Below are 23,481 nucleotides of genomic sequence, written 5' to 3'. Positions count from 1 at the left end.
AGGAGATCTGCATCAATGTCTCTCACCACTGCCCTTTCCCGCCAAGTGCTCGAGCGCGGCGTCCTCCTCGGTGGCGAGGAGATCTCCACCTCGAGTCGGGCGCATGTCACAAACCCGTACGACGGCGAAGCAGTCGGGAGTGTCGGCCAAGCGACCGCCGCGCAGGCCACCGCGGCGGTCGGCTTAGCCCATGCGGCGCTCGACGCTCCGATCCCCGCACACGAGCGGGCCACAGTTCTCGACCGGGTGGCCGAGGAGTTGCTGCGCCGGCGTGAGGAGCTGGCACTGCTGATCTCGTCCGAAGTGGGTAAGCCGATCGCCCTGGCACGATCCGAGGTTGACCGGGCAGCAAGCACGTACCGGGTGTCGGCCGCTGTTGCGCGAACACGCACTGGAAATATGGTCGCAATGGACGCCACGGCTGCGGGGGCGAACAAGTTGGCCTACACCGTAAACCGCCCGATTGGGGTCGTCACCGCAATCACGCCGTTCAACTTCCCACTCAATCTGGTTGCTCACAAGCTGGCTCCGGCGTTGGCTGCAGGATGCCCGGTCGTATTGAAGCCTGCCCCGCAGTCCCCGCTCACCGCGTTCGTGCTCGCCGACATCTGTTCTGCCGCAGGTCTCCCGGCTGGGTACCTCTCGGTGGTTCCAGGGGAGCCGGCCGAGATCAGCACCTCGATCGTCCAGGATCCGCGAGTCGCGGCGATCAGCTTCACCGGGTCGACCGAGGTCGGTTGGCACATCGCGGCAAGCGACCCCCGCAAGAAGGTCCTCCTCGAGTTGGGAAACGCGAGTCCGGCCATCATCGAGCCCGACGCCGACCTCGAACGAGCAGCGAATCTTCTCGCTCCGAACGCGTTCGTCTTCGCCGGGCAGACCTGCGTTTCAGTCCAGCGGATCTACGTCGATCGCGCCGTACACGGCGAGTTCCTCGACCTGCTCGTCGCACGAACCGGTGAAATCGTCTCCGGCGACCCACGGGACGAGCAGGTCGTGTGCGGCCCACTGATCGACAACCGGGTGGCCGAACGCACCCTTGCAGCAATACGTTCCGCAACCGAGCAGGGAGCGGAAGTCGTTTCCGGCGGTGAACGCCGATCCGACGGGGTTGTACCCCCGACCGTGGTGAACAACGTTGCGCAGTCCAGCGATCTCATTCAGAAGGAAGCGTTCGCCCCGGTGGTCAGTGTCGTCGGAGTAGAGAGTTTCGATCAAGCGATCGACATGGCGAACGACTCCCAGTACGGCCTGCAGGCCGCGGTCTTCACCCAGAACCTCGACAAGGCCCTGGCGGCCACCGACAGACTCGATTTCGGCGCGGTTCTGGTGAACGAGGCACCGTCGTTCCGCGCCGACAACATGCCCTACGGAGGACTCCGGAACTCCGGAAACACCAAGGAGGGGCCCGAGTCGACCGCCTCCGCACTCACCGTGGAGCGACTCTGTGTCTTCTCCCGATGACTGCGGACGCGGACCGGACAAGATGATCTCCTCGGTGACGCACCCCGCACCCGCCGCGGTTGTCGAGGCAGTGATGGCGCTACGGCGTCAGGGAGTCGAGGTCGACGACAGTGCACTGACCAAATCGCTGTACTCCTCGGATGCCTCGGTTTACCGGGTACCACCGAGCGCTGTGGTGTTCCCGCGGGCCATCGACGAAATCGACGCCATCATGTCGGTCTCCACCGCACACGGCATCCCGATTACCAGCCGCGGCGCCGGCACATCGATCGCAGGCAACGCCATCGGCACCGGACTCGTGGTCGATCACAGGAGACACCTCAACGGCGTGCTTGGCGTGGACTTCGAGAGCAACCGGGCTCGAGTACAGGCGGGCGCCGCACACGCGACGCTGCAGCGAGCCGCAGCCCCGTACGGTCTGCGTTTCGGTCCTGATCCGTCCTCCCACTCTCGATGCACGATCGGCGGAATGATCGGAAACAACGCATGCGGTTCGCGGGCTCTGGGGTACGGACGCACCAGCGACAACGTGCACGGCCTGCATGTGGTAACCGGTACGGGTGAGCACCTCCGCCTCGGAAGCCTCGCAGACGGATCCAGCGACGGGTCATCTGTTCTGCGGGGATTGCAAACCACCACGATGAACTCGCTAGCCACCATCCGCACCGAGTTCGGCCGGTTCGGGCGGCAAGTCTCGGGCTACGCGCTTGAAAACCTGCTTCCTGAGAACGGCTTCGACGTCACGAAAATGTTGGTGGGCAGCGAAGGAACGCTGGCAACGGTAGTGGAGGCCGATGTCCGTCTCGTTGCCGACGCTGCGCACAAAGTCATGGTCGTGCTTGGATTCCCCGACATGATCGCCGCTGCCGCCGCGGTCCCGGCGATCCTTCCATTTTCTCCGGTTGCCTGCGAAGGCCTCGACCGTCGCATCACGAACGCAGTCGCGGACAGGTCGGCTGCAGTACGCGACCTTCCAGAGGGCGCCGGATGGCTGTTCGTCGAAGTGGTCGGCGAAGAGAAGTCTGCCCTCGCCGCTGTGGCCGACGCTGTGGCCGACGCCAGCCGGGCCTTGGACCATCGGGTCGTGACCTCGTCGGCGCAAATGGCTGCCCTGTGGAAGATCCGTGAAGACGGGTCTGGTCTGGTCGCACGTACGTCCACAGGCCGCCCCGCCCACGCAGGATGGGAAGACGCGGCAGTGCCTCCGCAGCACCTCGCGGATTATCTGACTCGTTTCGAAGAGTTGCTCACCGGCCACGGGTTCACGGGTGTCCCATACGGTCACTTCGGGGACGGGTGTGTACACGTACGCATCGACTTCGACCTCGACGACAGTGGGGGTCGCCGGCGCTATCGGGACTTCCTCGACGATGCAGCGACACTCGTGGCCAAATACGGGGGATCAATGTCGGGTGAACATGGTGACGGTCGAGCGCGCGGCGAGCTGCTCGCGCACATGTACTCGGCTGCAGCCATCGACGTCTTCCGGAAGGTCAAGGCGCACTTTGATCCCGAGAACCTGCTCAATCCCGGAATCGTTGTCGATCCCGTTCCGGTGGAGGCCGATATCCGCTACACGACGCCACTGCCCCTGGCGCGCTCCGCGGCGTTCAGCTATCCGGACGACTCGGCCGGTCTCTTCGATGCCGTGCACCGCTGCACGGGCGTCGGACGATGTGTCGCAGCGAACCCGGCACCTGACAGCGTCATCTGCCCATCCTTCCAGGCCACGAGGAACGAGAAGGACTCCACTCGCGGGCGGGCACGGGTGCTCCAAGACGCGGTGTCGGGAAAGCTCGGTCCGAACGGTTTGCAGTCTCCGGAAGTAGGCGATGTGCTGGACCTGTGTTTGGGCTGTAAGGGGTGCAAGTCGGACTGCCCGACCGGTGTCGACATGGCCAAGTACAAAGCCGAGGTGCTCAACGCTCGGTATGCCGGGCGGCTGCGCCCGCGTTCGCACTACTCGCTCGGCTGGCTGCCGTTGTGGTTGCGTCTCGCGCGTCGCCTCCCAGCACTGTTCAACGGCCTCAGCAGCGTAGAGCCTCTGCACCGGCCGCTGATGTGGTTCGCGGGTATCGACGCACGACGCTCCATCCCTCAGTTGGCCGCGTCCACCGACAGGGCCGCGTTCAAGGCTGCGGTGAAGACTGGACCACCGGGTGTCGGAAAGTACACGCCAGGTCGAGAGGTCGTTCTCTTCGTCGACACCTTCAGCTCGAGCTTCAATCCGCGGGTGGTAACAGCCACCATCGACCTTCTGAACGACGCGGGATACGCGGTCCATCTGCCCGCAAGCGAGGTGTGCTGCGGACTGACGTGGACTTCGACCGGCCAACTCGACGGAGCGCGGCGGCGGCTGCGGCGCACGGTTGACGTGTTGTATCCCTATGTACAGCGTGGCGCCACCGTGCTGGGAATCGAACCGTCCTGTACCGCCGCGCTGAGATCTGATCTGGTCGAGCTCGTCGACACCTCGGACGCGGCACAGGTGTCCTCGGCAGTGCGTACCTTGGCCGAACTACTCTCTGCGGACGCCGATTACACCCCGCCAGACCTCTCAGGCCTGGAGATCACCGCGCAGCCCCACTGTCATCACCATGCCGTGATCGGCTGGGACGCCGACCGTGCACTTCTGGAGCGAGCCGGCGCCAAGGTAACGACGGTCGGTGGTTGCTGTGGCCTGGCCGGAAACTTCGGTGCCGAACGTGGCCACTACGAGGTGTCCGTAGCGGTAGCCGAGACGCAGCTCCTCCCGGCGCTGCGCACCCTCCCCCCTCAGGCCGTTGTCCTTGCCGATGGATTCTCCTGCCGCACCCAGATCGACAACCTCCACCCCGCCACCGAGGTGCTCCACCTTGCCGAGCTCCTCGCCGGCCGCTGACCTTCACTAAGGTCAGAGACAAACTCTGCCCGCCCACCGAGCCGGTGGGCGGGCAGAGTCAAGTAGTTACTCGAGCTCTGCAGATCAGTAGCAGACGACCGAGCGGAGGCCGCGTCCGACCTTCATCTCCTCGAACGCATGCGGCACGTCGCCGAGCTCGATCCGACGTCCCACCAGCTTGTCCAGGGGAAGCCGACCCGACATGTACAGTTCCGCCAGCATCGGGAAGGTAAGCGACGGGGTGGAACCGCCGTAGCTGCATCCCACGACCGACTTGCCGTTGAGGGTCACGTCGAGCAGGTTCAAAGGCAGGGCCGTACCGCCCGATGGCATGCCCACCAGAACTGCGGTTCCTGCGGCACATGTCATCGACACGCACTGCTCGGCGGTGTCCACCCGCCCCGCTGCCTCGAAGGCGTACTCGACGCCGCCGTCGGTCAACTCCCTAATCTGCTCCACGACCGTTCCGTCGGCGGCATTTATGACGTGCGTTGCACCGACCGCCTTGGCTGCTGCCAACTTCTCGTCGGACATGTCGACTGCAATGATCGGGTTGGCGCCGGCAAGTGCAAGGCCCATCACCACCGATAGTCCGACACCTCCACATCCGACAACCGCGGCGGAACTCCCCGCCGGCACTTTGCCTGTATTGAGCACCGCCCCGATTCCGGTGGTTGCAGCACACCCGATGAGTGCGGCGATCTCGAACGGAAGCTCGGCGGGGATCGTAATGGCGCCGGACTCCGGCACCACCGCGTACTCGGCAAAGCTGCCGACGTTGAGGAAGGCGTGAATGCTGGCACCTGCTCGGCGGATGCGGGTGGTCCCGTCCGCCATAACCGCGTCGTTGGCGGTGGTGTCGCGGCACGCCCACTGCCGACCGCTGACGCAGTACTTGCACTTGAGGCAGGGAGCGAACCAGGACAGTGCGACGTGCTCCCCGACTCGGTCTGGGGATACTCCGGGGCCGACCGATTCAATAATTCCGGCCCCCTCATGGCCGAGAACCGTCGGAACCTTTGAGCCCCAGTCTCCGTTGGCGACGTGCAGGTCGGAGTGACACACGCCGCTGGCCTTCAGCCGCACGCGGATCTCGCCCGGGCCCGGCGCCTGGATGTCCACGACGTCTAGTTCGAGGTTCCCTTGGGCAGTGAACACGAGCGCGTTGGCCGTAATCGAGTTCATGATTGTCCTTCGTCGAGATGGCAGTCGAGGATGACAGGGCGGGCTCCAGAGGGGATTCGGGAAACGATGGCCAACCCTTGCCAATCGTTTGGAACGATACCTGAAGGCCACGCTGCAGTCGATGGTTGAGCATCGGATTGCGTAGCGAATCAACAGCCTTGGATCTTGGGATGTCACACGCGGCTGCAGCTGCGGCAGCGCGAAAATCTCGCGCGGCGTTCGGCTCCAGGTGTCGGTTGTTGCGGACATATCTAAGGACGAAAGTGACGCGCCGGCGAGACTGAGGGCGGGGGAGCATCTGTTGCAGAACTGTTTCATTAGCTCAGCTTCAATTGCGTCCACGTAAACACTCACTCTCGGACTTGTGTGCGACACACATCACAGCTATGGTCGATACCAATCGATTGGCAACACGATCAGTGATGAGGATGAACGCCGCCACACCTGGACAGGCGAGAGTCCGACCAAATTGCACTGCGATGTGAGCATCCCCCAGTAACCGCGGACGCGACGGTCACCCCACCGGCGGGCCATCCCGCAGCGTCGACAGGAGAAGAAACATGAAGAAGCCTATCTCTGCAGCAGCGTTCGCCGGGAGCGTTGCTCTACTCACCGCGTGTGGCGCGTCGCCTGGAGCGGAAAATGCGATGACATTTGTGTCGTGGGGGGGCGACGGTCAGGCGCTTCAGGAGCAGTACTGGACCGATCCGTTCGCGGAGCAGAACGGCATCACGGTGGTTCAGGACTCGCCGACCGATTACGCCAAGCTTCAGGCAATGGTGCAGTCGGGCAACGTTTCCTGGGACGTCGTACAGGTGGCTACCGACGTCGCTGTCGCCAAATGTGGTGAACTGCTCGAACCGATTGACCGGACCGTTGTCGACATGTCACAGATCGATCCGGATCTGATCTTCAGCGACTGCGGGCTGCCGGTGCTGCAGCAATCGTTCGTGATGGTCTACAACGAGGACCTATTCGGCAACAATCCACCCACCTCGATTGCGGACTTCTTCGACACCGCGAAGTACCCGGGTAAGCGGGGGATGTGGGATTATGCAGTGCCAGGACAGCTAGAGCTTGCTCTCATGGCAGACGGTGTCGCGCCCGAGAATCTCTACCCACTCGACTACGAGCGCGCGATGGCGAAGTTGGCCACATTGCGGAACGACGTCTCGTGGTACGGGACGACTGCCCAGTCGACCGAGCAGCTCAACTCGGGCGGGGTTGCGATGGCGTTGGTATATAGCGGCCGGGCGCATACCGCCGCGAAGGACGGCGCACCGTACGCGCCCGTGTGGAACACCGCGATGCGAGCAACGGATCAGCTCACCATCCCAAAGGGGGCTCCCAACAAGGAGGCGGCACAGAAGTTCCTCTCCTACATCGCGACGCCCGCGCCACAGGAGCAGTTGGCGGAAGCAGTTCCGTACGCACCGACCGTCGAAGGCTCCAGTGTCGAACTGGACGAGCTCGGCAGGAAGTTCTCTGCGACAGAGTCCGGCCATCTGGATGACACGCACATCGTAGACATGAAGTGGTGGAGCGAGAATAACGACCGAGTTGACCAGGCATGGCTTACCTGGCAGGCGGGCTGACGCCATGACACTTACAGCTGACGTCGACGGTCGCCACTCCAGCGACGCTCGACCCAACGGCGAAGGGGAATCGTCGTCGCGACCCAAGCACCGCAGGAGGCTGCCATCGGACTGGCTCTGGCTGGCGCTACCGGCGTTGGCGATGATCACGGTGCTCTTCGCCTGGCCGACGTTCGAGGCGCTGCGGCGGGGCTTCACGGATTTCCAGGCTCCCCAGGTCGGCGGATTCGACAACTTCACGTGGTTTCTCGGCGAATCAGTGAACGTCACCATTCTTGTCCGAACTTTGGTCACAGGTGTGGCGATCACGATCGGATGCCTCCTGATCGCCTACCCCTACGCCTACCTCATCACCGTCGCGAAGCCGATGTGGCGAACGGTTCTCCTCGGTGTGGTTCTGGTGCAGTTCTGTTCGTCGCCCGTGGCATTGACGTTCGCCTGGGTGATCCTGTTGCAGGACAATGGACCGGTGGACCAGCTCGGTCGTTCTCTGGGGCTGGAACAGCTGCAACTCTCGGGATCGGTACCCGGCGCGACCATCGCGATGATTCAGGCGATGCTTCCGTTCATGGTGCTGCCGCTGTATGCGACGATGAGCAGAATCGACATGAGTCTTGTGCGTGCCGCACACACCCTGGGCGCTCGTCCTGCCGTCGCATTCTTGAAGGTGTATTTTCCGCTCTCGATTCCGGGGGTTCTGGCGGGAAGCCTCTTGGTCTTCGTCATCTCGCTCGGCTTCTACGTCACCCCGGACCTACTGGGATCGCCCAACCAGGTACTTCTGTCACAGTTCCTCTATACACAAATCAGCACGCTGTTGTCCTGGGGTCGTGGCGGTGCCATAGCTGCAGTCATGATCGTGGCCACCGCGGTTCTGTTGCTCGCAGGAAGACGGTTCGTCGGGCCGGCAATCACGTCCCTGGGCACCGACTCGAGGGAGAGTTAATTCGTGTCGCGCATAGCTCCAAGCAGGTTTCTGCTGGCCGTCTGGGCAGCCATCGTGTTCGTATGGATTGTGGCGCCGATCGTCGTCGTGACGATCGTGAGCTTCACGAGCGCGGGAAGCTTTGTGTTCCCGCCTCCTGGATGGTCACTGCAGTGGTACGAGAACTTTTTCCAGAACGCCAAGTGGTACAACGCCTTTTTGAACTCCCTGCAAACAGCCACCATCGTCATGGTCCTGGCGACAGTCCTAGGCACTATAGCTGCGCTGGGGCTCCATCGGTCCAAGTCGCGGCGTCTGGTCGCAGGTATCCAGTCGATCATTCTCCTTCCCACCGTTGTTCCCGCTGTCGTCGCCGGCATCGGAATGTACTCGATGTTCCTCCAGTGGCGGATCTCCGGCACTGTCCTCGGTTTCGTTCTGGCTCACGTAGTGCTCGTGCTGCCGTTCGTGGTGATCAGCGTGACCTCTTCACTACAGAGTCTGGATCGAAGCCTCGAACAGGCTGCGGCCTCGTGCGGCGCACCGCCGGTGACGACTTTCATGCTGGTGACGCTCAGAATCATCCTGCCCGGTGTGGCGACGGGCGCTTTGCTGGCCTTCCTGGGGTCCTTCAACGAAACCCTCGTGTCGATCTTTCTCGCCTCGCCGCTTCAAACCACCCTTCCGGTCCAGATGTATTCGAGCGTCGCAAGGGACTCGGATCCGACAATCGCTGCAGCATCAGCGTTGGCGAGCGGCGTGACTGTGGCGCTGTTCCTTGCTGTCATCGCCGTACGTATCACAAGGAGTAAGAAGAATGCGGTCTGAAACGCACAGCGGGGCGGGCGTTGCCCTTGACCTCGTAGGCCTCAGCAAAAACTACGGCAAGAATGGCGTGGTCAAGTCGGTCGATCTGTCCATTAAGCCGGGCGAGTTTGTCACCCTGCTGGGCCCCAGTGGGTCCGGAAAGACGACGACGCTCAGCATGATCGCCGGTTTCACTCCAGCGACAGCGGGAGAGATCCTGCTCGGAGGAGAGTCGATCAGCTCTCGTCCGCCGCATCGTCGCAACATCGGCGTGGTTTTTCAGAACTATGCTCTATTCCCGCATATGACGGCATCGGAGAACATCGCCTTCCCACTCAAGCGGCGGAAGATGACTCGGGCACAGATCAAGGAGAAGGTCGGTCAGGCACTCGATCTCGTGCATCTCCGAGAGTTCGGTGATCGCTACCCGAAGCAGCTCTCTGGCGGTCAACAGCAGCGAGTCGCCCTAGCCAGGGCCGTGGTATTCGACCCTCCGATTCTCCTCATGGACGAACCGCTCGGCGCACTGGACAAGAAGCTGCGTGACTCCCTCCAAGGGGAGATCCGCCGCATTCACCGAGAGCTTGGCGTCACCATCATGCTCGTCACGCATGATCAGGAAGAGGCGCTGACGCTGTCGGATCGTATCGCGGTGTTCAACGAGGGCAGGATCGAGCAGTGCGACACGGGTGAAACCCTGTACCGTCGGCCGGCCAGCCGTTTCGTGGCGAACTTCCTCGGTGAGTCGAACATCTTCACCGGACCCGCTGAGGACATCGGCAATGAGGCTGTCGTCGCCATCGGCGACTCACGAGTTCGCGTCGAAAGAACGGATGCTCCGATCGGAGTGTCGGCGTCCTTCCTCCTGCGACCGGAGGTCTGCCGAGTCGGCGCTTCGAACTGCACGAATGCCTCCGACGGATGCTCGCTGCCGGGCGTGGTGGCGGATCTTGTCTACCTCGGCGCCACCCGCCGCTTGGAAATCGATGTTCCGGGGCACGGCCGGATCACGGTGCGAGAGCCTGCGGTGACCGGCGATCAGCTTCGCCGCGGCGACGACGTCACCATCTCGTGGGACTTCGGTGCTGCAACGCTTCTGCCGGATGCGCAGAGCAGCGCGGAGCGGGAACTGGCGACGCCCGCCCTCACCTGACCGTGATCGGGAGAGGGCTCTGCCCCTGATTGGGGTGTGGACCATGAACATACTGCACACTGGTGCACGAAAGGACTGAACGATGACTATTACCGCGTCTTCAGAAATTGCAATCAAGGATCTGCCGAACGTTGGTTTACCGCGTGATGCCTATGTCAGCCCGGACTGGTTCCAGCGGGAACTGGACACATTCTTCCTCAAGCGGTGGCACTATGTCGGGCACATATCGCAGCTTGCAAACCCGGGTGACTTCATCAAGTTCGACTTCGTCGACTACTCGGTGATCGTGACCAAAAATCGTTCCGGTGACCTGAACGCCCTTCACAATGTCTGTCGTCACCGGGGATCACGCCTCGTGGATGCGGAGGAAGGGAACTGCAAGCGTGCCATCGTGTGTCAGTACCATGCGTGGTCCTTCGATCATGACGGAAAGCTCATGTCCGCGCCTCGCATGCATGCTGACTTCGACAAGTCCGCCTATCCGCTAAAGAGGGCAGCAGTGGACGTCTGGGCTGGTCTGGTGTTCGTCAATTTCAGTGAAAACCCGGAAACCACCGTCGCGGAGCATCTCGCCGCAGCAGATCTGAGCCAGTACAGGCTCGAGCACACTCGGGTGGCATGGGACGTGAAGAAGATTCTGAATTGCAACTGGAAAGTGCTGTGGGAGAATGGCTTAGAGTGCTATCACTGTGCTGTGAACCATCCTGAGGTCAGTAAGGTAGTTCGCGTCGAGCGCGACGGGCCGCTCGGGGACACGATCCCCGACGGGGACTTCGACTGGACCGATAACTACCCGCTCCTGGACGAGTCGTTGACGATCGACGGCAAGTTCGGTGTCAAGAAGATGCTCGGCGATCCCGACAGCCCGCCGACCCAAGCCTCGTACGTGTCTTGGCACACGGGTTCGCTGGAGATGGTCGTCCTGCCCGACTTTGTCAAAATTACGACCTACAAGCCACTTACCCCAACGACGACCGAGTCCCGCGTCATCGGCCTTGTGAACGCAGACGCAATCGAGGGCGTCGACTACGACCTCGCGCATCTGCGCGAAGTCGGCATTGTCACCCGTCAACAGGATGACGACCTGTGTGAGTTGATCCAGCGTGGTCTCAAGTCTCCCGCATACGAGCCTGGTCCTTACAACGATGTCTACGAGACCATCAACCGCAATTTCAAGCGGCTATACCTCGAGGCGATTGGGCGATAGTCGTGGCCGAGGCGTGCTCACGCACGCCTCGGCGCACGTCCGTGTCACGTTATGAGAGCGATGGTGAACTGGTGAGCGACAGCGGAGGTGTCACGGTGAAGCCTGCCCGTGCTGACCGCACGTCCGATATGGCGGTGCTGGTGAACGAGCGTCTAGATGTCGCGGACGACGTCATAGCCCTCACCCTTACGCCGGCGCCAGGTACCGACGGGTTGCCGGCGTGGGGGCCCGGCGCTCATATCGACGTCGTTATCAGCGATTCTGTGACTAGGCAGTATTCGTTGTGCGGTGACCCCCGCGATCGCGATAGGTATCGCATTGCGATTCTGCGGGTGGCGGATGGTCGCGGCGGATCGCAACTGCTTCACGACATTGCGGTTCCGGGGCGCGAGCTGATAGTCCGCGCACCGCGGAATCACTTTGAATTGGTTCCCGCGGAAAGCTATCTCTTCGTCGCCGGCGGGATCGGCATCACCCCGATTTTAGCGATGATCGCCAGCGTTGAGCGAACCGGATCAGACTGGAAGTTGCTGTACGGGGGTCGGACTCGGGCCTCTATGGCCTACAGGGACGAATTGGCGGCATACGGCGACCGGGTCGTCCTCCAGCCACAAGACGAGTTCGGACTGCTCGATCTCCACGGAGTTCTGTCGAACACGCCACGGGGTGCGGAGGTGTACGCATGCGGTCCCGAGCCGCTGTTGACGGCCCTTGAGGCGGCATGCTCGCATCAGGGAAGGGCAGCGCCCCATTCGGAGCGGTTCAGTCCCAAAGTCATCGAGAATGCCCTGGACACCCAATTTGAGGTTCGCCTTGAGCGCAGTGACCGCACCGTTATCGTGCCTGCGGGGCGTTCCGTACTGGAAGCTCTTGAGGCGGATGGATTGGCGCCAGCGTTCACGTGCCGCGAGGGCACTTGCGGAACCTGCGAAACCGTTGTTCTGGCGGGGCGCGTCGACCACCGTGACTCACTCCTGTCAAACGAGGAGAAGGAAGCGAACGACACCATGATGATCTGTGTCTCGCGTTGTCACGATACGCGGTTGGTGCTGGATCTCTAAGACTTGGAGTCCTGTGGCGTGCCGGGGTGTTCGATGATCGTCGTCGGGCACCCCGGTGCAGAGGGGCTACTCCCGTGTATGCGGACCGAGCGTCCATCGTCGGGGACGCACGTCGTGTACATCCGGCGAGTTTCGAGAATTGCCCAATTCCGCGCGCGAACTCATGTCACGGATGATTGAGTCTGCACTGTCCAGAACTCGTGTGCATCGACGTCGGCGGCGAGGAAAGTCTCCGCCACGATGAAGTTATAGAGGACATGACTGGGCCCCATTCTCAATTCCAACGAATTCCTCGCCTGCGAGGTGTTCCATTCGCTGACCGAGGAGCAGGCCCTTGTTGACGATTGGAGGCTCGAGTACAACAGTTACCGACCACAGGGATCGCTCGAGTTCCGATCACCCGAGGCGTACCCCGCTTGAGCACTTCGATCAACTGATTCGTGCTGCAGGACCGAAACGCCTGCGTCGCAAGGGCCTCTGAGGTGAACTCGTCGACGATATGGAGGAACCGCACCTGTCGGCCGTCGACCGTGGTATCGACCTGGAAGTCCAACGCCCACATCTGGTCCGGATCCGTGGCCCGCAACCGTTGATTGCGACCCTCGCCGATTCGGCGTTTCTAGCGAACTTTGACCGGACGCCTCAAGCCTTCCTCGGGCCACAATCTCTGTGTGCGCTTATGATTCACGGCCAAGCCTTCTGCTCGACATAGGGCGCGGGCTCTGCGTCAGTCCCTTCCGGTAGCTCTCGTGAACGGGCCACCCATGTCTTCGCCCGAGGGTCGCGCGAGCTGTTGCGGGAACCTCTCCGGCGCCGCCGCGACTGGTGAAGCCACTATCAGACAACCGCCCAAGCGTTACCGTGTCGTCGTCGATCGCGAGTTCGGAGAACCGACGCAACAGTGGTACCAACTCGGGCAGTGTCGGTGCCAGGCGCTTGCCGGCGGGCATTCCCAGAACCGCCCATCAGAATACCAGCGCCGCAATGACCTTCGGTCCGTATGTTGCGGGCCGAGGTGCGCGTGCTGTGACGACGCGAGGGATCAACACCGTATGTAGTACCTTTGCGAGCGTGGTCACGGTTCCAGCCGGTCGTGCGACACAGTTCGTCGAGGATGATTCCCTGGCGACCTTGTCGGCCCGCGTGTAGCGGGTCGCGATCGTCTTCGGCACAGCTTTGCGCTCGGCCCTCGACAGTCCCATCATCCGGCCCTACCGCCACCACCCGAACTCCCGACCGACACGCCGCTACGCGGGCATTATCAGGTGAGGCGGCGAATGGACCTACGCGGGATTTCCGATGAGTCAACGCGGAGCCTTGCTGCGGGCGCCTTTGCGGCGGTAAAGTCGGCACCAATCGATTGGCAAGATGCGGCTGATGCCCCTCGGCCTTCCGGTTTTCTTCGCTTCAGTCGTTCCTCGACATGCGCTCGACCGCCGTCGCCGGAATCGGCTCGACCGACACATCAATCGCGAGAGGATCGCCGAGTGAAATTCCCCAGTCCGCGGCGTATTAGACTGTGTCTCAGTGTGGTTGTCGTCCTCGCCAGTGTTGCCGTAGGGTGCACTGCGGAATCCTCCGAGGGCCCCCTCAAGACGCCTTCGTCTGGAGAAGGTTGGGAACTGGGCCCTGCGACGTACGGACAAGTCGTTTCCGACAACATTCCGGTGCGAATGGATGACGGTGTCGTCCTCGACGCGACCGTCAAATATCCAGCAGATGTGGCTACCGGAGAACGCGCTCCGGGAACTTTTCCCGTAATAGTGAATATTACGCCGTACGCTCCCGATACCGAGCCGTATGCGGTCGAACACGGCAAACTATTCACACAGCATGGATACATCTTTGCCAGTGTTTCGATCCGAGGTACCCAAGACTCGGGCGGTAGTTTTGGACTCTTTTCCGGGCGCGATGCTGCCGACGGTGTGGAGATCGTCGAGTGGGCGGCGCGAAAATTGGACGGCTCTAATGGCGCGGTGGGCGGCTACGGCTGTTCCTACCCTGGCATGGCACTGATTGCCACAGCCGGCATGGTTGGTAAGGGCTCGCCTCTAAAGGCCATCATCCCGGCGTGCACTGGATGGGACTACATTCGCGAGATGTCGCTCGTAGGAGGTATTCCGACAGGTGATTCGGTCCTTTATGATCAAATGGGCGAGTTCGTAGGGAACCAGCCTTCCGCCCGAGATGCTTTCGGTGTAGTGGCAAACGATTTGCGCACGGGTGGGCCGGCCGCCTACAACGAGTTCTGGCAAGAACGCCAGCCGATTGGCTATGCAACAAAGATCGTCGATAACGACATTCCGACGCTTTTGTGGACGGGCTGGAGTGATGTCGGGCGACGTGGAGCCTTGGAAATGTATGCGGCAATGCAGAATGCAGCTGTCCGCGTGGAGTCAACCAACGGTCCTGCTTTCTCTGACTCGGCATCGGGAAAGTACCAGCTGATCGTAGGCCCTTGGCACCACACTGAAGGTCTGGACCCTGCCGTCATGCTGAGATGGTACGACACTTGGCTCAAGGATGAGGCGACTGGCATCGACCGCACGGAGCAGCCTATGCATCTGTACGAGCAGGGAAGCGAACGCTGGATTAACGCGGCGTCCTACCCATTGGACTCCGATTATGACCCGTTCTACCTTGGCCCAGCCGCCACCTTGGCGAACGGCCTCGCGACCACCCCGGGGCGCGAAACGATTGCTTGGACGCCACCAACCGAATCTGATGGAGTTCTGAATTTTACGACAGCACCATTCACCAATGGCGTGACTTTAGCCGGTCCCTCAAGTGTCGAGGTCTTCGCCCGAACCAACACCACGAATCTCGCACTGATAGCGACTCTTTTGGACGTCGCGCCAGACGGCACTGAAATTCCGATCACTTTCGGTGTCGTTCTCGGCAGCCAGAGTGCTCTAGATTCCGATCACACGTGGCGCGACAGCAACGGGACACTCATTCGGCCCTACGCCACCCAGTCTCAAGATACGTACCTGACGCCGGGACAGCAGCAACTGTTCAGTATTCCGTTGCACCCGAATCTTTGGTCGGTCGAGCCTGGGCACGCTCTGCGCATCCGATTCACCACTCAACCCTCCGCCCAGGATTGCGACATCGACGGCGGTGTGGGAGTGCTACTCCCGTGCCGGCCGAATGATCCTCAGCGGGCTTCGCTCGCTGGTGGCATCTTCGACATCGAGTGGTCGGCGGATGACCCTTCTGCGGTTAACCTTCCTCTGCTCCCTTATCGATGTTTTGAGACATCAACTGCAAGAGCAACGTCAGGCAGTCACGGCGCAGTCATCCCGGTAGAGTGGTCCTCCTCTGAGAATCACTGCTAGGGCATGTCGGGGGGGGCGACCCCGACGACATCTCCCTCTTTCACCGATGACGTTCTCCCCGATGATGACGCTGTCTCCGTCGATGCTGGTGTCGGCGTCGCAGCCGAACGAGCTGACTCGGAGCCAGCCGCTAGCTGCACCCCGTGTAGCGGACTACTTACGGCCTACGGTGCCTTGCGTAGGCGAGAGCCTGCTAATAGCTGTCCGGATAGCGGCGGTGCCGGTGGCCGGCTCGGCGAACCGCTTTTCGTAGACAGGGCTGGTGTTCACGGCGTTCCGCGGGAGATCCGGCTGGTCGTGGGTGTCGGTTGCTGTTTGTGGGTACACCACCTTCAGCACCATGGGGGATCGAGACCGTGCGCTGATCGAACACCGCAGGTACCACCGCCGGTGCGGCGAGCGCGCCGGGCGCCGCGGCGGTGACCATCGGCGCCAGGAGCGGCAGGGCTCCCCATCGCCGCCGGTGGTGAGGAGGAGTAGATGATCAAGAAGAAGCCCCTGACCGGGAAGGCGTGCGGGACTGGCGGAAACCGGTGCGCGTGGACGGACCCGCGGGCGCGACCGAGCCGGTGGGCCATCTGGTGGTGGGGTTTCGACCGGTATCCCGCCAGCCATCAGGCGCTGTCCTTCGCCATGGGCCTCGCGGTCCCGCTCCACGCGTATCTGCATGTCACCCACGTCGTCGACCTCGACGATTTTCCTATCGAACCGGACCGGGACGATTGGGAAAGGCGCATCGTCGACACGGTCGAACGGGAACGGACGGAGGCGTGTACCATGCTCGCGTCGCTGCCCGGGAACTGGAGCTACTACTGCCATGAGGGCAACCCGGCGCACTTGTTGGCGACGATCGCCGACGCGAATGACGCCCTGATGATCATCATCGGCAGTTCGCGGGGAGGGTTGGTGTCCGGCATCGAGCGGGTGGTGGGGGAGTCGGTGTCTTCGCACCTGATCCACCACGGCCTCGGTCCGGTTGTCCTGGTCCCCGAACACGCGTCGGCGCCGCGGGACCGGCGGCCGGGCGCTGAGTGAGCTGCCACAGCGAGTTTCGGTCACCCGCACCGATCACCGACGCCGCGAGTCCGTGATTCACCGGCGGTCGGTGATCGATATCGGAGCTCGCTGTGGGCCGGGATGGCGGGGTTAGCCGCGGGCGAGGCGGCGTACAGCGCCGCGGAGGGTGTGTTCGATCTGGGGCAGGTCGACGTCCTCGGGGGCGGTGGCGGTGTTCTGGGTGGGGTTCCAGCTGATTCGGCGGTCGATCCCAGTGGCCGCGGCGGCGAGTTCGGTGCTCCACTCGCTCAGGGTCGGTTCGGGGTTGTCGACGTCTTCCCACTCGAGGATCCAGAGGGCGAGTGTGTGCCACTGCAGGTCGGTGGCGTGGATGGTGCGGGTTGTCATCGGGTCCTGGCTTCTGTGGGGTTGGTGGCTGGTTTCTGCGGTCGGCGATGTCGGCAGAAATGGGTGGGTTCCGACGTCGACGCGCAGGGAGGACGGGGGTCGGGCACGGGAATGCGCGGAAGCCATCGGCTCGAGAGTATGTGTGCGGACTTATTCGCGTTCCGGCGCTCCCACGGTTCGGCGGCTCAACCGTTGCGTGATCTGGTCCGGTTCCACCAGTTCGAAGTAGCGCGGGTCGGGATTGGTTCGGGCCGCGACGATGTCGCCGTAGTTGATCATCCGGGTCGCGGCGCCGAGATGGATTCTTTCGTGGGTGCCGACGTATCGGAAATGTGGCATGACGATCCTTCCTCGCGGGCGGTGGCCGGTGATCGGGCACATTGCCGGACGGATGGGGTGCCACCACCGCATGCGCGCCGGCCCAGCCTGGGTGGTTTCGCCGAGCCCCGGTTTCCCGTTGCTCGATCCGGGAGGCGCATGACCCCATCCCAGTTCACCGCTACTTCCATTTTCTCTACTTACGAATATTAGCAATTAATTGGTTGGTAGTGAACGGGTGTCACCCCGGGTTCTGGGCTGCACCGGGGTGTTGCGGGATCAGGGGGCGGATCGGTAGCGGGATTCGTAGGAGGCCTGCTCCTGGTCGAGTCGGCGCTGTCTGGTGGCGTTGAGGCGGCGGGGGTCGAGGCCGTGGCTGACCAGGCGGTGGCGGAGGTAGATGTTCTTCAGGGCGAGAAGGAAGTACACGAACGGCAGGAACAGCAGCAGCACCATGCCGGTGCGGATGATCCAGGGGCCGGGGATGAGTAGGAGCCCGGCGAGGATAGGGATCAGCGGGATGAGGCAGCGGGTGGCGTAGCGGCGGGTGGCGCCGGGGCCGGTGGTGTCCGCGATGACCCAGGGGTGCAGCTGGGTGGGCAGGGTTCTGCCCAGGACGTAGCCGAGGCGTTGCCGCGCAGTGGGTTCGGGTGTTGTGGCGGTGGGTGTGCGGGTCGTGTTGTCTGCGGTGTTCTCGGTCATGGTCGGTCCTCGTTCGTGGTGGAGGTGAAGTGGTGTTCGGGTAGGACGAGCATGCGGGCGTAGGCGATGGCGCGCGGGGTGGTGTCGAAGAGGTGGCGCTGTTCGCTGTCGGTGGTGGTGAACACCCCGAGGGCCTCGAGCGGCCGGAGATGTTCGGGTTTGGCTCCGGAGATCAGGACGGTGATGTGCCGGTGCTCGAGCTTGGTGATGACGTCCTTGAGGACGATCGCACCGGTGGCGTCGATCGTGGTGATCCGCGACATCCGCAGGATCACCACCTTCACGTCGGAGACGTCGGCGAGTTCGAGCAGGAACCGGTGCGCGGCGGCGAAGAACAGGGCGCCGTCGATCCGGTACGCGACGATGTGCTCGCGCAGCAGGTCGTGTTCCTCTGCGAGGTGGTCGTCGGTGTCGAGCGGGACCTGTTCGATGCGGGCGGACTTGGCGACCGCGCGGAGCGCGAGGACCGCGGCGAACCCGACCCCGACGGCGACCGCGGTGACCAGGTCGAAGACGACGGTCACCAGGAAGGTGGCGACCATGACGATCGTGTCGGCGCGGGTGGCCCGGGTGATGGCCAGGATCGAGGCGGTCTCGACCATCCGCACCGTGGTCGCCAGCAGCACCCCCGCCAGAGCGGCGAGCGGAATCTGCGCGACGAGCCCCGCCGCCAGATACACGATCGCCGCCAGGATCACCGCGTGAGTGAGGGCGGCGAGCCGGGTGCGGGCACCGGAGCGCACGCCCACGGCGGTGCGGGCGATCGCCCCGGTGGCCGGCACCCCACCGAACAGGGGGGCGGCGATGTTCGCCAGCCCCTGCCCGAACAGTTCCCGGTCCGGGTTGTGGCGGGCTCCCACCGCCATCGAGTCGGCGGCGGTCGCCGACAGCAGCGACTCGAGTGCCGCCAGCGCGGCGACCGCCAGGGCGGGGGCGATCAGCGAGGTCAGCTCGCCGAGGTGCAGGAAACTCAGGGTCGGCGCGGCGAACCCGGCCGGAATGGCGCCGATCCGGGCGATGTCGAGGTGAAAGAGTTGCGCGATCAGGGTGGCGGCGGCGACCGCGATCAGGGAGAACGGGACCCTCGGGAGGTAGCGGCCGCCGACGAGGATGACCGCGGCCACCGCCAGTGCGGTCGCCGGGGTCAGCAGGGAGGGCTCTTGCACGAACTGGTGGACGGCGTCGGCGGCGCTCTGCCACACCTTCTCCCCCTCGGCGCCGGTGATGCCCAGCGCGGCGGGAAACTGTTGCAGGGCGATGACCACGGCGATCCCGGCGGTGAACCCCTCGATCACCGGCGCCGGCATGTAGCGCACGGCCCGGCCCACACCGGCGAACGCGAGAACGACCAGCACCAGGCCGGCGATCAGCCCGACCGCGAGGACCCCGGTCGGGCCGTACTGGCCGACGATTGGCACCAGCACCACGGTCATCGCACCGGTCGGGCCCGACACCTGGAACCGGGACCCGCCGAACACGGCCGCCACCGCCCCGGCGATGACGGCCGTCGTCAGGCCGGCGGCGGCGCCGAGGCCGGAACTGATGCCGAACCCCAACGCCAGCGGCAGGGCCACCAGCGCGACGATCAGCCCGGCGAGCAGGTCCGCGCCGGGGGCACAGGCCGCGGGTTTCCACTCACCCCAGCGCGGCAGCAGCGCGGCCACCGACCGCGCCGCCCGCACGAGGGTGCTCGCGGCCGCGTCGGCCGGGGTTGGTTCGGTCATCGACGTTCCTCGGTAATGACGGCCAGCGGGCCATCTGTTCTATAATTGCTAATGTTAGCAAGTAACCATCATGGAAAGTTGAGTGATGCGGGTAACCCCGATCACCGCCCTGCGGGGGCGGATTCTGCACTGCGCCGACTGCGGACGGTGGTGCCGGGTGTCGGCACTGCGGGCCGGCGACGACCGCTGTCCCGAGTGTGGGCACCGGGCGCTGGTCGTGGGCGGGACCGGACGGCCTCACCGCTCGGAACCCGGCACGGTCTCGAACTGATCCGTGCTGCCCGGCCGGCATGGGGGGCGCCCCAGGTGCCGCTCCTCGGGTGCGTCGCCGAGGGTGACGCACCCGGGGAGCGTTGCGGGTCCCGGGTCAGCACTGCGGTCGTGACCAGCGCGAATCCTTCTCGGGGGAGGTAGGGTGAGCGCCCCTGCGGTGGAGGGCGTCGCCAAGTTCGAGGTCGGCCAGGCGGAGCTTGAGGGCCCCGAGCTCTTCGCGCAGGACGTCGGGCAGCGTGTTGCCGCCGATCCTCGCGTACCACTCGTCGATCAACCGGGTCTCGGCCACCCATTCGGTCGTGTCGATCTTCAAGGCGGCGGCGATCTTGGTGTGATCGAACTTCAAGCCCGTCAGGTCGAAGGCGCCTGGGGTGGGCACCAGGCCGATCGGGGTCTCGTCGGCTTCGGCGGTGCCCTCGATCCGCCGCAGCGCCCACTCGAGGATCCGGGAATTCTCCCCGAAGCCCGGCCAGAGAAATTCGTCGTCATCGCCGCGGCGGAACCAGTTGACGTAGAAGATCTTCGGCAACAACCCGGCGTTCGTCCGGGTGCCGATGTCGAGCCAGTGCTGGAAGTAGTCCCCGACGTGGTAACCGAGGAACGGCAGCATCGCCATCGGGTCGCGGCGCACGACGCCGACCCGCCCGGCCGCGGCGGCCGTGGTTTCCGACGACAGGGTCGAGGCCAGGAACACCCCGTGCTGCCAGCTGCGCGATTCGGTTACCAGTGGGATGGTGGTGGCGCGGCGGCCGCCGAAGAAGATCGCCGAGATCGGCACCCCGCCAGGATCGTTCCATTCGGGGGCGACGGTCGGGCACTGGGCGATCGGGGTGCAGTACCGGGAGTTCGGGTGCGCGGCAGGCTCTCCGGAGATCGGGGTCCAGTCCCGTCGTTTCCAGTCCGTCAGGTGCGGCGGCGGCGTGTCGGTCATCCCTTCCCACCAGATGTCGCCGTCGTCGGTGCGGGCGACGTTGGTGAAGATCGAGTTGCCCCGCTCGATAGTGGCCATGGCGTGCGGGTTGGTGTGGACGCCGGTGCCGGGGGCGACGCCGAAGAACCCGGCCTCCGGGTTGACCGCATAGAGTCGGCCGTCGTCGCCGAACCGCAGCCAGGCGATGTCGTCGCCGATGGTTTCGGCGGTCCATCCCTCGAGGGTGGGGTCGAGCATCGCGAGGTTGGTCTTGCCGCAGGACGACGGGAACGCCGCGGCGATGTAGTGCACCTTCTGCTGCGGGGAGGTGAGTTTGAGGATGAGCATGTGCTCGGCCAGCCAGCCCTCGTCCTTCGCCATCTTCGACGCGATCCGCAGCGCGTAGCACTTCTTGCCGAGCAGGGCGTTGCCGCCGTAGCCGGAGCCGTAGCTCCAGATGGTGCGCTCCTCCGGGAAGTGGGAGATGTATTTGGTGTGGTCGCACGGCCACGGTGTGTCGGACTGCCCCTCGTGGAGCGGGGCGCCGACCGAGTGCAGGCATCGGACGAATTCGGTTACCGCGGTGAGCTTGTCCCAGACCGGGGTGCCGGAGCGGGTCATGATCTGCATCGAGACCGCGACGTACTCGGAGTCTGTGATCTGGACCCCGAACTTCGGCTCGGCCGCATCGAGGGGGCCCATGCAGAATGCGATGACGTACATCGTGCGCCCGGCCATCGCGCCGCGGAAGTGCTCGGTCATCACCGTCTTCATGTCGACCGGGTCCATCCAGTTGTTCGTCGGACCGGCGTCGGCCTGGAACCGGGAGCAGATGAAGGTGCGGTCCTCGACCCGGGCGACGTCCTCGGGGTCGGAGGCGCACCAGAAGGAGTTCGGTTTGCGCTCCAGCCGCACGAAGGTGCCCTTGTCCACCAATTGTGTGGTCAGCCGGTCCCATTCGCCGGCGCTGCCGTCGCACCACACCACCTCGTCCGGCGCGGTGAGGTCGGCGATCTCGTCGACCCAGGACACGACGGCGGCATGCGCGGTCGGGGCGGCGGCGGTGGGGGTGCTCACGGTGTTCTCCTCAAAAGAATTCGACAAAAGACTTCGACAGAATGTGTTTGCGGCGCGGTGCGTTGGATCACCGATGTGGATCGCGATATGGGACGGGATGGCCGAGGGCCCGGCTCACGTGGCGGGCGACGGCGGAGACCAGCAGCCGGTCATCGACGGACGGCAGCATCCGGTCGGCGGGGGTGATCAGCGCCAGCGCCCGCACACATGCGGACATCGCCTCGACCGTCACGGTCCGCACGCCGTGTCCACACAGTGCGGCGAGCAGCCCGGGTAGCACCAGCGCACCATAGGCGAAGCCGTCGGCGGGGACCGTCACCGTGCGCCCGGGCGCCGCACCATCCGGGGCGCAGCCGGCGAGATCGACCAGGACATCGTTGTGTTCCATCAATCGGCGCAGCGGGAACGCCTCGGCGTCACGCTTGTGCCAGCTGCTCAGATCCCCGACCCCGGAGGCGATCAACACCGGTGCCAGCAACGGCGCCCACGACGCGCCGGTGACGACGACCCGGCCGGCGCGTGGCGGGACGCTGCGGCGGCGCAGGGTGGTGATCGTCGCGGCCGCCACCGCCGCCGTCAGCACGTCCAGTTCGGTGAGGATCACGGGCCCGCCGCGCTCGGTCACCGCACGTTGCACCGACGCGGACTCCCGGTGCCCCAGCCCGACCACGAACACCGCGGCCACCGCCGGCGGGAGCCCCAGGATGCGCTCGGTCAGCACGTGCGGGTCGCCCGTGGTCACCGGAAGGCACAGCGCGCGCATCGGGGTGTTCTCCCGGATGAGTGCCGCATAGTCCTCCATCGCGACCCACGGCGGCCGGGTCCGCGCCGACCCGGCCATGCGCGAGCCGGTGGTGGACACCGCGACGACGGCAACGCTGATTCCCGTCAAGACCGGACCGGCGCCGTCGGGCGAACCGCTGGCACCACCGTCGTGATTGTTCGTCACCGCCACTTCTCTTTTCTCGTCTTCCGATCGGGAGACGAATCTCCATGCCACCCGTTCACACGATGTACGCACTTAAGAAAATTCGCAACCAGCATGTGCGATGGGGGAGTCCTGCCTTGGTGAGCCCCCGTCAGCCCCCGGTTTCGCCCACCAAGGCAGGAGGTTCGGACACATCCTCGAGTACCTCGGCCTGCCCCGCCACTACCCCGGTCAAGATCCCCCGCGCAACCCGCAGGAGCTCGGCGATGCGGGGGGAGGTCAGCGCGTAGGACACCGACAGGCCCTCACGGCGGGCGGTGACCAGACCTGCCCGTCGGAGGATCGACAGCTGCTGGGACAGGTTCGCCGGCTCGATGCCCACCTCGGGCAACATCTCGGACACGGCGTGTTCGCGTTCACTGAGCAGCTCGAGGACCCGGATGCGCGCCGGGTGCCCCAACGTTTTGAAGAAGTCCGCCTTCATCTGATACAGCGGTTGGCGCGAGTTCGCGGTCATGGCTCCTCCTGT

Annotated in this window: 17 protein-coding genes and 1 pseudogene; 10 read left to right on the top strand and 8 right to left on the bottom strand. The window is 64.1% G+C overall.

What is annotated here, in order from left to right; genetic code table 11:
• The first annotated feature begins 15 nt into the window (after window positions 1–15).
• Together JWS14_RS42710 and JWS14_RS42705 are read left to right on the top strand one after the other, a co-directional pair.
• Entirely contained in the window at window positions 16–1,464 is a 1,449-nt protein-coding gene (locus JWS14_RS42710) for an aldehyde dehydrogenase family protein (protein WP_206016431.1), read from the top strand.
• Entirely contained in the window at window positions 1,448–4,345 is a 2,898-nt protein-coding gene (locus tag JWS14_RS42705; protein ID WP_338051667.1) for an FAD-binding and (Fe-S)-binding domain-containing protein, read from the top strand. Before JWS14_RS42710 ends, JWS14_RS42705 begins: the two co-directional genes overlap by 17 nt.
• A gap of 84 nt (window positions 4,346–4,429) precedes the next feature.
• Here JWS14_RS42705 and JWS14_RS42700 read toward each other — a convergent pair whose 3' ends face one another.
• Complete coding sequence (locus tag JWS14_RS42700) at window positions 4,430–5,779, bottom strand: zinc-binding dehydrogenase (RefSeq protein WP_241031765.1); 1,350 nt, start codon at window positions 5,777–5,779, stop codon at window positions 4,430–4,432.
• 311 nt (window positions 5,780–6,090) lie between these two features.
• Between JWS14_RS42700 and JWS14_RS42695 the strand changes: the two genes are divergently transcribed.
• The 8 genes and pseudogenes from JWS14_RS42695 (at window position 6,091) to JWS14_RS42655 (ending at window position 16,651) form a co-directional block, all read left to right on the top strand.
• Window positions 6,091–7,125, top strand: coding sequence for an ABC transporter substrate-binding protein (locus JWS14_RS42695; RefSeq protein WP_167116893.1), 1,035 nt, complete (start codon window positions 6,091–6,093; stop codon window positions 7,123–7,125).
• Window positions 7,126–7,129: 4 nt separating this feature from the next.
• A complete protein-coding gene (locus JWS14_RS42690) occupies window positions 7,130–8,071 on the top strand; it encodes an ABC transporter permease (protein WP_095870041.1) in 942 nt (313 codons plus the stop codon).
• Between the two features lie 3 nt (window positions 8,072–8,074).
• A complete protein-coding gene (locus tag JWS14_RS42685; protein ID WP_241031764.1) occupies window positions 8,075–8,878 on the top strand; it encodes an ABC transporter permease in 804 nt (267 codons plus the stop codon).
• The gene (locus JWS14_RS42680; RefSeq protein ID WP_167116890.1) at window positions 8,868–10,010 is read left to right on the top strand and encodes an ABC transporter ATP-binding protein; all 1,143 of its coding nucleotides are present in this window, start codon (window positions 8,868–8,870) and stop codon (window positions 10,008–10,010) included. The genes JWS14_RS42685 and JWS14_RS42680 overlap by 11 nt, the downstream gene beginning before the upstream one ends.
• An 82-nt stretch (window positions 10,011–10,092) precedes the next feature.
• Window positions 10,093–11,217, top strand: a complete 1,125-nt coding sequence (locus JWS14_RS42675; protein WP_095870043.1) for an aromatic ring-hydroxylating oxygenase subunit alpha — start codon at window positions 10,093–10,095, stop codon at window positions 11,215–11,217.
• 71 nt (window positions 11,218–11,288) lie between these two features.
• Entirely contained in the window at window positions 11,289–12,278 is a 990-nt protein-coding gene (locus tag JWS14_RS42670; protein WP_338051665.1) for a PDR/VanB family oxidoreductase, read from the top strand.
• A 1,673-nt stretch (window positions 12,279–13,951) separates the two neighbouring features.
• On the top strand, window positions 13,952–15,616 hold the full coding sequence (locus tag JWS14_RS42660) for a CocE/NonD family hydrolase (RefSeq protein WP_164060177.1): 1,665 nt from the start codon (window positions 13,952–13,954) through the stop codon (window positions 15,614–15,616).
• Window positions 15,617–16,096: 480 nt separating this feature from the next.
• Window positions 16,097–16,651, top strand: a pseudogene (locus JWS14_RS42655) (universal stress protein).
• 111 nt (window positions 16,652–16,762) lie between these two features.
• Here the strand turns inward: JWS14_RS42655 and JWS14_RS42650 are convergent.
• From JWS14_RS42650 to JWS14_RS42620, 7 genes are all read right to left on the bottom strand, one after another.
• Window positions 16,763–17,020 (bottom strand): hypothetical protein, encoded by a 258-nt coding sequence (locus JWS14_RS42650; RefSeq protein ID WP_005568784.1) that lies wholly within the window; start codon window positions 17,018–17,020, stop codon window positions 16,763–16,765.
• Window positions 17,021–17,170: 150 nt separating this feature from the next.
• On the bottom strand, window positions 17,171–17,359 hold the full coding sequence (locus JWS14_RS42645) for a hypothetical protein (protein ID WP_005263719.1): 189 nt from the start codon (window positions 17,357–17,359) through the stop codon (window positions 17,171–17,173).
• 258 nt (window positions 17,360–17,617) lie between these two features.
• Window positions 17,618–18,040, bottom strand: a complete 423-nt coding sequence (locus JWS14_RS42640; protein WP_206016430.1) for a DUF5313 family protein — start codon at window positions 18,038–18,040, stop codon at window positions 17,618–17,620.
• Entirely contained in the window at window positions 18,037–19,764 is a 1,728-nt protein-coding gene (locus JWS14_RS42635; RefSeq protein WP_206016429.1) for a SulP family inorganic anion transporter, read from the bottom strand. The genes JWS14_RS42640 and JWS14_RS42635 overlap by 4 nt, the downstream gene beginning before the upstream one ends.
• A gap of 367 nt (window positions 19,765–20,131) precedes the next feature.
• Entirely contained in the window at window positions 20,132–22,024 is a 1,893-nt protein-coding gene (locus JWS14_RS42630; protein WP_206016428.1) for a phosphoenolpyruvate carboxykinase (GTP), read from the bottom strand.
• Window positions 22,025–22,091: 67 nt separating this feature from the next.
• Window positions 22,092–22,973, bottom strand: coding sequence for a hypothetical protein (locus tag JWS14_RS42625; protein ID WP_206016427.1), 882 nt, complete (start codon window positions 22,971–22,973; stop codon window positions 22,092–22,094).
• 130 nt (window positions 22,974–23,103) lie between these two features.
• Window positions 23,104–23,469 carry an ArsR/SmtB family transcription factor gene (locus tag JWS14_RS42620; RefSeq protein ID WP_005263702.1) on the bottom strand — a complete coding sequence of 122 codons (366 nt, stop codon included), beginning with the start codon at window positions 23,467–23,469 and terminating at the stop codon, window positions 23,104–23,106.
• Window positions 23,470–23,481 lie beyond the last annotated feature (12 nt).

The sequence above is a fragment of the Rhodococcus koreensis genome (assembly GCF_017068375.1).
Taxonomy (GTDB): Bacteria; Actinomycetota; Actinomycetes; order Mycobacteriales; family Mycobacteriaceae; genus Rhodococcus_F; species Rhodococcus_F koreensis.
Note: the sequence above shows the minus strand (reverse complement) of the source record. Positions and strands in the feature narration are given on the sequence as shown.